Here is a 10847-nt window from a genome sequence, read left to right as displayed (position 1 = left end):
GCCCCAACGCTACCGGATCCCAGAGCCATGAGCGACACCATCCTCGTCATCAACGCCGGCAGTTCCAGCATCAAGTTCTACCTGTACGACATCGACGGCAACCACGAGCTGGCGCCGCGCCTGGGCGGCCAGCTGGAAGGCATCGGCACGTCGCATCCGAAACTGCGCGTGCGCGACGCCGCCGGCCAGACCCTGGTGGAACGCGACATCGCGCCCAGCCACGCGCCCGACGTGCCCAATGGGCAGGAAGTCGTCGGCACCTGGCTGAGCGGACACCTGGGCGGCGCGCCGCTGGCGGTGGGGCACCGCGTGGTGCACGGCGGCCCCGATCTGTCCGAACCGGTCCTGATCGACGATGCCATCCTGGCCAAGCTGGACACCTTCACCCCGCTTGCGCCGCTGCACCAGCCCAACAACCTGGCGCCCATCCGAGTCATCCGCGAACGCCGGCCCTGGATTCCGCAGGTCGCCTGCTTCGACACCGCGTTCCACCGCAGCCATTCCGACGTGGCCGACCGCTACGCGCTGCCCGAATCGCTGTACCAGGAAGGCGTGCGCCGCTACGGCTTCCACGGCCTGTCCTACGAATACATCGCGCAACGGCTGCGCCAGGCCCTGCCCGAGCTCGCGATGGGCAAGATCATCGCCGCGCACCTGGGCTCGGGCGTTTCCGCCTGCGCCATGTCCGAGGGCAAGAGCGTGGACAGCACGATGGGCTTCACCGCGCTGGAAGGCCTGCCCATGGGCACGCGGCCCGGCCGGCTGGACCCGGGCGTAGTGCTGTGGATGATGGAACGCGGCATGGACCACGACCAGATCGAGCACCTGCTGTATCACGACTGCGGCATGAAGGGCCTGTCCGGCATCAGCAACGACATGCGCGAACTGCTGGCCAGCGATGCACCGTCAGCCCAACTGGCGCTGAAGTATTTCGCCTGGCGCGTGGCCGAAGGCATGATCGGCCTGGGCTGCGCCATGAACGGCATCGACGGCATCGTCTTCACCGCCGGCGTAGGGGAAAACTCCGCCGCGATCCGCCAGTCGGTCGCCGACCACTGGGGCTGGCTGGGCATCAAGCTGGACCCGGAACGCAACGCCCAGCACGGGCCGCGCATCTCCAGCGACGACAGCCGCATCGGCGTATATGTGATCCGCACGAACGAAGAGCTGATCATCGCCCAGCACACGCTGGCATTGGTGCGCCAACGATGAGCGCGCACCTTCCGCTGGCCGGCAAGCGCGGCCTGGTCACGGGCATCGCCAACGCGGACTCCATCGCCTGGGGATGCGCCAAGGCGTTCCGCGCCATGGGCGCCGAGCTGGCCGTGACCTATCTGAACGACAAGGCGCGGCCGCATGTGGAGCCGCTGGCGCGGCAAGTGGACGCGTCGCTGCTGATGCCCTTGAACCTGCTGAACGACGGTGAACTGGAGGCCGTGTTCGGCCGCATCACGGACGAATGGGGCGGCCTGGACTTCGTGCTGCACTCCATCGCCTTCGCGCCGCGCGATGACCTGCATGGCCGCGTGACGGACTGCTCGCGCGCGGGCTTCCTGCAGGCGATGGACGTGTCGTGCTGGTCGTTCATCCGCATGGCCAAGCTTGCCGAGCCGCTGATGGCCAACGGCGGCGCCCTCTTCTGCATGAGCTATTACGGCTCGCAGATGGTTGTCGAGCACTACAACATGATGGGGCCGGTCAAGGCCGCACTGGAATCCGCCACCCGCTACCTGGCCGCGGAACTGGGCCCGCAAGGCATCCGCGTGCACGCCATATCGCCCGGGCCATTGAAAACGCGCGCGGCCTCCGGCATCGCCGAGTTCGACGCCTTGCTGGACCGCGCCCAATCGAAGGCGCCGGCGCGCAGCCTGGTGTCGATCGACGATGTGGGCGAAGCCACCGCCTGGCTGGCCACCGACGCCGCGCGGCGCATGACCGGGCAGACGCTGTACATCGACGGCGGGTACCACATCATCGATTAGGCCAGCACGGGCGCCACGGGGCGCCCGCTGATCCTAGCCCAAGGTGGCCGGTGCCCCCTGGCGCCAACGCTCGATGGCTTCCACCGCCTGTTCAGGGCTGCCGAAAATCTTGTCGCGGCCGATCTTCTTGACCAGCCCCGAGCGCTCCAGCGCCATGCGGAATTGCCCGTGGCCGCCTGCGACCAGCAGCGCGATGCCGCGGGCGTCCAGTTCGCGCTTGAGCTCGTACATCGCTTCGACTGCATCCGCGTCGGCCTGCGTCATTGCTTCAGCGTCCAGCACGAACCATTGCGCGTCTCCGGCTTGCTCCATGACCTCGCGCGCGCGGCGGCGAAAGGCGTCGGCGTTGAAGAACCAGACCGACGATTCGAACAGCCACACGACGACGCCGGGCACGGGTTGCGCGTCGGGATTCAGGTGCAGCTTGCCCAGTACCGATTCCCCCGGCAACCGGCCCAGCAGCGCGTCGCGCGGATTGCCCGACACGTACATGGCGTACAGCAGGGTCGCGCCCACCGACACGGCCACGCCCTGCAGCACGCCGAAACCCACCACGCCCACGGCGGCCAGGATGCCGAACGCCAGTTCGATGCGCGAAATGCGGGCCAGCCGCATGAAGGCCTTGGCATCGAACAGGCTGGCCGCCGCCAGCAGCAGGATGGCCGACAGCACCGCCTGCGGCAGCCAGTACAGCGGCGCGCTCAGCAGGCCCACCACGATGGCCAGCGCAAGCGCCGCGCTGACGCTGACCAGCGGCGACGAGCCGCCCGCGACCAGGCCCACCGCGGTGCGCGAATCCGCGCCCGTCACGACAAAGCCCTGGAACAGCCCTGCCGCCACATTGGCCGCGCCGAACCCCACCAGTTCACGGTTGGGGTCGACGTGTTCACCCGTGCGCGCGGCGAAGCTGCGCGCGGTGACGATGCCGCTGGAAAAACTGACCACCAGCACGCCCGCCGCGCCCAGCAGGATGCTGTCCACGCCCTCCAACTTCACGGGCAGGCTGAACGCCGGCAAGCCGGCCGGCACCTCGCCCACCACCGCGATGCCCAGGCTGGGAAAATCGAAGATCCACGACAGCAGGCAACCGCCAACCACCAGCAGGATCGGACCGGGCCAGGCCGGCCGCCAGCGCTTCACGGCCACCAGCAGCACGCACGAGGCCAGCCCCAGGCACAAGGTCGGAAGCTGGATCTCTTGTAGGCGGCGGCCCAGTTCCAGGAAGGGATGGATCAGCCCGCTGTTGCGCAGGCCCACGCCCGTCAGCCCGCTTAGCTGCGACAACGCCAGCGTGATCGCGACACCCGCCATATAGCCGATCAGCACCGGCCGCGACAACAGGTTGGCCAACACGCCCAGCCGCAGCACGCGCGCAATGAGGCAGCCCGCGCCCACCGTCAGCGCGATGCTTGTCGCGGCCACCAGCCGTTCTTCGGGCGAATGCAGCGCCATCCCGGTCAAGGTGGCGGCGATCAGCGTGCACGTGGCCGTGTCCGGCCCCACGATCAGCGTGCGCGACGACCCGAACAAGGCATAGCCCAGCATGCCGGCGATGGCGGCCCACAGGCCGGCGACCGGCGGCACGCCCATCATCGCCGCGTAGGCCAGGCCCACGGGCAAGGCCACCGCCGCGACGCTCAGGCCCGCCATGATGTCGCGCCGCGCCGAATCCCGGGTGATGCCGCGGAAATTATTCAGGCCAGGGAGAAAACGTAGATTCATGGTGCTGCAAGCCGACCTGATAAGAGGATTCCCGCAAGGCGCGGAACATCCGCCAAGCCTACACCAAGCCCGCGCGTCCGAAACCGTTTCGGATCAAACACCTACCGCCTTTCATTCCTTTTCAGAATGAAGATCGGTGATTTTTTATCCCTTTTGCGCAGTCCACGGATTGCGTAGAGTCCCCCGCATAAGAAAAGCGGCCTCGCGCCGCGCCTGATACACCGACACGGCCCGCCGCGGCGCCCCATGCGACGCGGACACAAGGGCCGGCACTTCTGGAGACTCCATGTCCTTCGCCTACCTGCGGCGCGCCAGCCGCGTGCTCGTCCTGGCCGCGCTTGCCGCCGGCATCGCCCCTGCCGCCCACGCGCAGACCTATCCCGAACGCCCCATCAAACTGGTCGTGCCGTGGCCGCCCGGGGGCGCGACAGACGCACTGGGCCGCCTGCTGGCGCAGCGCCTGACCGAACGCCTGGGCCAGACCGTGATCGTGGACAACAAGGCCGGCGCGGGCGGCAACATCGGCACGGCGGCCTTCGTGCGCGAAAAGGCCGACGGCTACACCTTGCTGATGGCCACCAGTTCCACCAACGCCGCCAACCCGCATCTGTATGCGCGGCTGGGCTTCGACGCCGCGAAAGACTTCGCGCCCGTCGCCTTCGTGGCCGAAATCCCGAACATCCTGGAAGTGCCCAAGCAATCGCGGTTCCAGTCGGTCGCGGACCTGGTGGCGGCCGCGCGCGCGGAACCGGGCAAACTGAACTACGGCTCGGGCGGCGTGGGCTCGTCGCAGCACCTGGCGGGCGCGATGTTCAAGCACCTGACGGGCGCGGACATCCTGCACATCCCCTACAAGGGCAGCGGCCCCGCCGTGTCCGACCTGTTGGCGGGCCAGGTGGACATGATGCTGGACACCGGGTCGCTGGCCCAGGTCCAGGCCGGCGCGCTGCGCGCATTAGCGGTAGCCTCGCGCCAGCGCCTGCCCGCCCTGCCGGACGTCCCCACGTTCGACGAAGCGGGCGTACCGAAGATGTACGCATCCGCCTGGTACGGCATCGTCGCCCCCGCCGGCACCCCGGCGGACGTGGTGCAGCGCTTGAACAAGGAAGTCAACGCGGTGGTCGCCGACCCGGAAGTGAAGAAGCGGATGGAAGGCATGGGCGCGCTGGTGCCGGCCGGCCAGACGCCAGCCGAATTCGGCACCTTCATTCAATCCGAAATCACGCGCTATGCCGAGATCGTGAAGATCTCAGGCGCAAAGATGGAATAGCGTCCAGTCCCCGCCCCGCCGCCGGGCCGTCCCAAGGCGGGGCAGCCCCCTCGGGGGGCAGCCAGCCCGCGAAGCGGGCGTGGCGTCGGGGCCTATTACTCCGCGCGAGCTTCCAGCACGGCCACGGCCGGCAGGGTCTTGCCTTCCAGGAACTCCAGGAACGCGCCGCCGCCGGTCGAGATGTAGCCCACCTGTTCGCCGATGCCGTACTTGGCGATGGCAGCCAGCGTGTCGCCGCCGCCGGCGATCGAAAAGCCGTCCGATTCCGCGATGGCGCGCGCCACCACTTCGGTGCCGTTGGCGAACTGGTCGAACTCGAACACGCCCACGGGGCCGTTCCAGACGATGGTGCCCGCCTTCTTCAGGATCTCGGCCAACTGCGCCGCGGTCTGCGGGCCAATGTCCAGGATCATGTCGTCGTCGGCCACGTCGGCCGCGGCCTTGACCGTGGCTTCGGCATCCGCGCCGAACGCCTTGGCGCACACCACGTCGACCGGAATCGGCACGGCCGCGCCACGCTGCTTCATGATGTCGATCACGGCGCGCGCCTGGTCCACCTGGTCGGGCTCGGCCAGCGACTTGCCGATGGACAGGCCGGCGGCCAACATGAACGTATTGGCGATGCCGCCGCCCACAACCAGCTGGTCGACCTTATCGGCCAGCGATCGCAGGATGGACAGCTTGGTCGATACCTTGGAGCCGCCCACGATGGCGACCAGTGGCCGCTTGGGTTCGTGCAGCGCACGGCCCAGGGCGTCCAGTTCGGCTTCCAGCAAGGGACCGGCGCAGGCGACGGGCGCAAAGCGCGCGATGCCGTGCGTCGTGGCTTCCGCACGATGGGCGGTGCCGAACGCGTCGTTGACGTAGACGTCGCACAGCGCGGCCATCTTCTTCGCCAGCGTCTCGTCGTCTTTCTTTTCACCGACGTTCACGCGGCAGTTTTCCAGCAGCACGACCTGGCCGTGATCGACCTGGACGCCATCGACCCAGTCGCGCACCAGCTGGACGGGCATGCCCAGCAGTTCGGACAGGCGCTGGCCGACCTTGGCCAGCGAGTCCGCCTCGGTCAGCACGCCTTCTTTCGGGCGGCCCAAGTGGGACGTGACCATCACGGCGGCGCCAGCGTCCAGCGCCAGGCGGATGCCGGGGACCGAGGCGCGGATGCGCGTGTCTTCGGAAATGCGGCCGGCGTCGTCGAACGGCACGTTCAAGTCGGCGCGGATGAACACGCGCTTGCCGGACAGGGCGCCGGACTTCGCCAGCGCGGACAGGGTATTGACCTTGGACATAATTGAATTCCTACGATGGGCGAACAAAGGGGACGAACCCATTCTCCGCCTTGGCGGAAAACAAATCCGTCCCCTGTGGACTGACCGTGTGGCTTACTTGGCCGACATCAGCGCGACGGTGGTGTCGAGCATGCGGTTCGAGAAGCCCCACTCGTTGTCGTACCAGGACGAGACCTTGACCAGGCGGCCCGAGACCTTGGTCAGCGACGCGTCAACGGTGCTGGAGGCCGGGTTGTGGTTGTAGTCCACCGAGACGAGCGGTTCGGTGTTGTAGTCCAGGATGCCCTTCAGTTCGCCTTCCGAGGCGGCCTTCAGGATGCTGTTCACTTCTTCGGCGGTCGTGTCGCGGCTGGCCACGAACGACAGGTCGACCAGCGACACGTTGATGGTCGGGACGCGGATGGCGTAGCCGTCCAGCTTGCCGTTCAGTTCCGGCAGCACCAGGCCCACGGCGGCGGCGGCGCCGGTCTTCGTGGGGATCATGCTCATCGTGGCCGAACGCGCGCGGCGCAGGTCTTCGTGGTAGACGTCGGTCAGGACCTGGTCGTTGGTGTAGGCGTGAACGGTCGTCATCAGGCCGTTTTCCAGGCCCAGCTTGTCGTTCAGCGGCTTGACCAGCGGGGCCAGGCAGTTGGTGGTGCACGACGCGTTCGAGATGACCGTGTCGGTCGACTTCAGCACGCCGTGGTTCACGCCGAACACGATGGTGGCGTCCACATCCTTGCCGCCCGGGGCCGAGATGATGACTTTCTTGGCGCCGCCCTTGATGTGCGCGCCGGCCTTTTCCTTGGTCGTGAAGAAGCCCGTGCATTCCAGCACGACGTCGACCTTCAGTTCGCCCCACGGCAGTTCAGCCGGGTTGCGGTTGGCCAGCACGCGGATCTTGTCGCCGTTGACGACCATGAAGTCGCCGTCGACTTCGACGGTGCCCGGGAACTTGCCATGGGCCGTGTCGTAGCGCGTCAGGTGCGCGTTCGTCTTGGGATCGCCCAAGTCGTTGATGGCGACGATTTCGATATCGTGCTTCTTGCCACCTTCATAGTGGGCACGCAGGATGTTGCGGCCGATGCGACCGTAACCGTTGATGGCGACGCGAATGGTCATGACTAAGCTCCTTTTTTACAAAACCTGTTTGACGGTCTCGGCCACCTTGTCGGCGGTCAGTCCGAAGAACTTGAACAGCGCGCCGGCCGGAGCGGACTCGCCGTAGCGGTCGATGCCGACCACGGCGCCTTCCAGGCCCACGTACTTGTGCCAGAAGGCGGTAATGCCGGCTTCCACCGCCACGCGCGGCAGGCCCTTGGGCAACACGGATTGCTTCCAGGCGGCGTCCTGGCGGTCGAACACGTCGGTGCTGGGCATGGAGACCACGCGCACGGCAACGCCTTCCTTGGCCAGTTGCGCCTGCGCATCCAATGCGATGGCGACTTCCGAGCCGGTGGCGATGATGACGGCGCGCGCGCCTTCGGCGTCGCGCAGCACATAGCCGCCGCGGGCGATGGCGTCCACGGTGGCGGCGTCGCGCGGCACGAACGGCAGGTTCTGGCGCGACAGCAACAGGGCCGTCGGGCCACCGTCATGCACGTCCATGCCGATGCTGGTCGGGCGCGTCACGGCGGCGTTCCAGGCCACGGCGGTTTCAGCCGTATCGCAAGGGCGCCACAGGGACAGGTTGGGGATCAGGCGCAGGCTGGCGGCGTGCTCGATGGATTGGTGCGTCGGGCCGTCTTCGCCCAGGCCGATCGAATCGTGGGTGAACACGTGCACGACGCGCTGCTTCATCAGCGCGGCCATGCGGATCGCGTTGCGCGAGTAGTCCGAGAACGTCAGGAACGTGCCGCCGAACGGCAGGTAGCCGCCATGCAGGGCCACGCCGTTCATGATCGCGGCCATGCCGAATTCGCGCACGCCGTAGTTGATGTGGCGGCCGAACTGGATGCCGTGTTCGCCAGCGCGGACGGCGGCAACGCCCTTCCAGTCGGTGAAGTTGGAACCGGTCAGGTCGGCCGAACCACCCAGCATTTCCGGCAGCACCGGGGCCAGCGCGGCGATCGCGAACTGCGAGGCCTTGCGGGTGGCCACGGTTTCGGCCTTTTCCAGGGTCGACGCCAGGAACGTCTTGAACTGGTCGGCGTAGCCGTCGGGCATGTCGCCCTTCATGCGGCGCGTGAATTCGGCGGCCTCGGCGGGGAATTCGGCGGCGTAGGCGTCGAAGGCGGATTGCCATTCAGCCTGCGCCGAAGCGCCCGACTGGCGGCCGTCCCAGCCGTCGTAGACGTCTTGCGGGATCTGGAACGGTTCGGCCGACCAGCCCAGCGCGGCGCGCGTGGCGGCGATCTCATCCTTGCCCAGCGGCGCGCCGTGCACGTTGTGCGTGCCGGCCATGTTGGGCGAACCCTTGCCGATCACGGTGCGGCAGATGACCAGCGTCGGCTTCTCCGATTGCGAACGGGCGGCCTTGATGGCGGCGTCCACGGCGGCGACGTCGTGGCCGTCGACGCCACGGATCACGTTCCAGCCGTAGCCTTCGAAGCGCTTCGCGGTGTCGTCGGCGAACCAGTGTTCGACGTGGCCGTCGATGGAGATGCCGTTGTCGTCATACAGCACGACCAGCTTGGAAAGCTTCAGGGTGCCGGCCAGCGAGCACACTTCGTGCGAAATGCCTTCCATCAGGCAGCCGTCGCCGGTGAAGGCGTAGGTGTGGTGGTCGACGATGGTGTGGCCGGGCTTGTTGAATTCAGCGGCCAGCAACGCTTCCGCCAGCGCCATGCCCACGGCATTGCCCAGGCCCTGGCCCAGCGGGCCGGTGGTGGTTTCCACGCCCGGGGTGATGCCCACTTCGGGGTGGCCCGGCGTCTTGGAATGCAGTTGGCGGAAATTCTTCAGTTCTTCGATCGGCAGATCGTAGCCCGTCAGGTGCAGCAAGGCGTAGATCAGCATCGAACCGTGGCCGTTGGACAGCACGAAGCGGTCGCGGTTGGCCCAGGCGGGATCCTTGGGGTTGTGGCGCAGGTTGCCCGTCCACAGGGCCTGGGCGATTTCCGCCATGCCCATGGGAGCACCCGGGTGCCCGGAGTTCGCTTGTTGCACGGCATCCATCGCGAGGGCGCGGATGGCATCCGCCAAGGCAAGTTTAGGGGCGGTCGGATTGCTCATTCGGAAGGCTCTTTGAAGCTGGCGCGCCCACAGGGAATATAGGGGCCAGTTGAGTAGGTTGCGAAGCAGACGATTTTAGCATCAGGGGATTTCCCTCACGCCATCGCCCTTAAGCCCGATGTAAACAAGCGTTTCCGGACAGGGATGTCAGCGTAGCTCCCACAATTGCGGGAAAGGGGTCCGACATTCAGGATGAAGCCCTGACATCAGCCCTGGAGCCTCCTACCATGAGCCTCATGCTCAATCTGACTATCCCTGTTGAAGGCATCATGGCTCTACGCACCGCCCTGGGCGAAGAGCGGGCGATTGCCGTGGCGCGGGCGTTGGAACACGCTCAAATCAAGGGTGAAACCGAACTTGCCGCCAAGCTCCGGCAAGAATGGCGCAATGACCTGGCGGCGGCCGTGGCCCCGCTTGCGCGACGCGAGGAGCTCGCCGAAATCCGCAAACAGATCGCGCAACTGCCCAACCGCGAAGAACTCAAGCGCTTCGCCACCCACGAAGACTTGTCCGACCTGCGCGCCCACGTCCTGCGCCTGGACAAGAAGATGACGGTGGGCTTCCTGACCCTGCTGGGGCTTAACCTCGCGTCCAGCGCGCCGACCTTCTTCGAATGGGGAGTCAAGGTGGTAGGCTACGCCCTCCGATAACGCTTTCCGCTCCACCCATGTCCGCCCCCCGTTTCTACTGCGACGCCCCGCTTGCCGCCGGCACCCGAATCGCCCTGCCGGAAGCCCTGGCCCACCACGCGCTACGCGTGCTGCGCTTGAAAGCCGGTGAAACCGTCGTGCTGTTCAACGGCCAGGGCGGCGAGTACCCGGCCGTGCTGGATATCGACGGCAAGGCCGGCTTCGCTCAACTGGGCGAATTCAATCCCCGCGAGGCCGAATTGGCCGGCCGCATCACCCTCGTGCAGGGCTTGCCCACCGGCGACAAAATGGACTGGGTGGTGGAAAAGGCCGTGGAACTGGGCGCCGCCCGCGTCAGCCCCATCGCGGCGCAGCGCAGCGTGCTGCAACTGTCGGGCGCCCGGCTGGACAAGCGCGTGGCGCATTGGCAGCGCATTGCGCAATCCGCCGGCGAACAATGCGGCCGCAACCGACTGATGCCGGTGGACGCGCCCCAGGCGCTGGCCGATTGGCTGGCCCAGCCCGCGGACGGCCTGCGCCTGTTGTGCCACCCCGATGCCCCCGACGACCTGGCCGGCAAGCTCCGGGCCGAACCCGGCGCGCAGGCGCTCTGCCTGCTGGTGGGCCCGGAAGGCGGATGGTCGGACAAGGAATTGGAGCAGGCCCGCCAGGCGGGCGTGCAGGCCGTGCGCTTCGGTCCCCGGGTACTGCGCACCGAGACCGCAGGGCTGGCCCTGCTGGCGGCGGTCAGCGCGTTGCAGGGCTGGTAATTCGCCAGGTACGCTGCCAGGCAGGTTGC

General features: G+C 67.3%; 9 protein-coding genes. 5 read left to right on the top strand and 4 right to left on the bottom strand.

Annotated features, from left to right (window positions below; translation table 11 throughout):
* Positions 1-27 precede the first annotated feature (27 nt).
* Together A9973_RS22270 and fabI are read left to right on the top strand one after the other, a co-directional pair.
* Entirely contained in the window at positions 28-1212 is a 1185-nt protein-coding gene (locus tag A9973_RS22270; protein ID WP_183015848.1) for an acetate/propionate family kinase, read from the top strand.
* Entirely contained in the window at positions 1209-1982 is a 774-nt protein-coding gene (gene fabI, locus A9973_RS22265) for an enoyl-ACP reductase FabI (protein WP_183015847.1), read from the top strand. Before A9973_RS22270 ends, fabI begins: the two co-directional genes overlap by 4 nt.
* Positions 1983-2015: 33 nt before the next feature.
* On the opposite strand, the gene A9973_RS22260 is transcribed toward fabI, so the two are convergent.
* Complete coding sequence (locus tag A9973_RS22260; RefSeq protein WP_183015846.1) at positions 2016-3704, bottom strand: SulP family inorganic anion transporter; 1689 nt, start codon at positions 3702-3704, stop codon at positions 2016-2018.
* A 286-nt stretch (positions 3705-3990) separates the two neighbouring features.
* Between A9973_RS22260 and A9973_RS22255 the strand changes: the two genes are divergently transcribed.
* The gene (locus tag A9973_RS22255) at positions 3991-4974 is read left to right on the top strand and encodes a tripartite tricarboxylate transporter substrate binding protein (protein ID WP_183015845.1); all 984 of its coding nucleotides are present in this window, start codon (positions 3991-3993) and stop codon (positions 4972-4974) included.
* A 95-nt stretch (positions 4975-5069) separates the two neighbouring features.
* Here the strand turns inward: A9973_RS22255 and A9973_RS22250 are convergent, their stop codons facing one another.
* The 3 genes from A9973_RS22250 to tkt all read right to left on the bottom strand — a co-directional run bounded on the left by A9973_RS22250 (position 5070) and on the right by tkt (position 9419).
* Positions 5070-6263, bottom strand: a complete 1194-nt coding sequence (locus A9973_RS22250) for a phosphoglycerate kinase (RefSeq protein WP_183015844.1) — start codon at positions 6261-6263, stop codon at positions 5070-5072.
* Between the two features lie 93 nt (positions 6264-6356).
* The gene (gap, locus tag A9973_RS22245; RefSeq protein ID WP_006221200.1) at positions 6357-7367 is read right to left on the bottom strand and encodes a type I glyceraldehyde-3-phosphate dehydrogenase; all 1011 of its coding nucleotides are present in this window, start codon (positions 7365-7367) and stop codon (positions 6357-6359) included.
* 15 nt (positions 7368-7382) lie between these two features.
* On the bottom strand, positions 7383-9419 hold the full coding sequence (gene tkt, locus A9973_RS22240; protein ID WP_183015843.1) for a transketolase: 2037 nt from the start codon (positions 9417-9419) through the stop codon (positions 7383-7385).
* 227 nt (positions 9420-9646) lie between these two features.
* On the opposite strand from tkt, the gene A9973_RS22235 reads away from it, so the two are divergent.
* Positions 9647-10069, top strand: coding sequence for a hypothetical protein (locus tag A9973_RS22235; protein WP_105559145.1), 423 nt, complete (start codon positions 9647-9649; stop codon positions 10067-10069).
* 17 nt (positions 10070-10086) lie between these two features.
* Positions 10087-10818 carry a 16S rRNA (uracil(1498)-N(3))-methyltransferase gene (locus A9973_RS22230; protein WP_183015842.1) on the top strand — a complete coding sequence of 244 codons (732 nt, stop codon included), beginning with the start codon at positions 10087-10089 and terminating at the stop codon, positions 10816-10818.
* Positions 10819-10847 lie beyond the last annotated feature (29 nt).

It is taken from the genome of Achromobacter sp. UMC46 (assembly GCF_014170335.1).
Lineage (GTDB): Bacteria > Pseudomonadota > Gammaproteobacteria > Burkholderiales > Burkholderiaceae_B > Achromobacter.
This window is presented reverse-complemented; position numbering and strand designations above follow the sequence as displayed.

Excerpts from the sequence above, each read along its gene's own strand:
- gap (WP_006221200.1), bottom strand. The coding sequence starts at position 7,367 with ATGACCATTCGCGTCGCCATCAACGGTTACGGTCGCATCGGCCGCAAC.
- A9973_RS22235 (WP_105559145.1), top strand. The coding sequence starts at position 9,647 with ATGAGCCTCATGCTCAATCTGACTATCCCTGTTGAAGGCATCATGGCT.
- A9973_RS22270 (WP_183015848.1), top strand. The coding sequence starts at position 28 with ATGAGCGACACCATCCTCGTCATCAACGCCGGCAGTTCCAGCATCAAG.
- A9973_RS22260 (WP_183015846.1), bottom strand. The coding sequence starts at position 3,704 with ATGAATCTACGTTTTCTCCCTGGCCTGAATAATTTCCGCGGCATCACC.
- fabI (WP_183015847.1), top strand. The coding sequence starts at position 1,209 with ATGAGCGCGCACCTTCCGCTGGCCGGCAAGCGCGGCCTGGTCACGGGC.
- A9973_RS22230 (WP_183015842.1), top strand. The coding sequence starts at position 10,087 with ATGTCCGCCCCCCGTTTCTACTGCGACGCCCCGCTTGCCGCCGGCACC.
- A9973_RS22250 (WP_183015844.1), bottom strand. The coding sequence starts at position 6,263 with ATGTCCAAGGTCAATACCCTGTCCGCGCTGGCGAAGTCCGGCGCCCTG.
- A9973_RS22255 (WP_183015845.1), top strand. The coding sequence starts at position 3,991 with ATGTCCTTCGCCTACCTGCGGCGCGCCAGCCGCGTGCTCGTCCTGGCC.
- tkt (WP_183015843.1), bottom strand. The coding sequence starts at position 9,419 with ATGAGCAATCCGACCGCCCCTAAACTTGCCTTGGCGGATGCCATCCGC.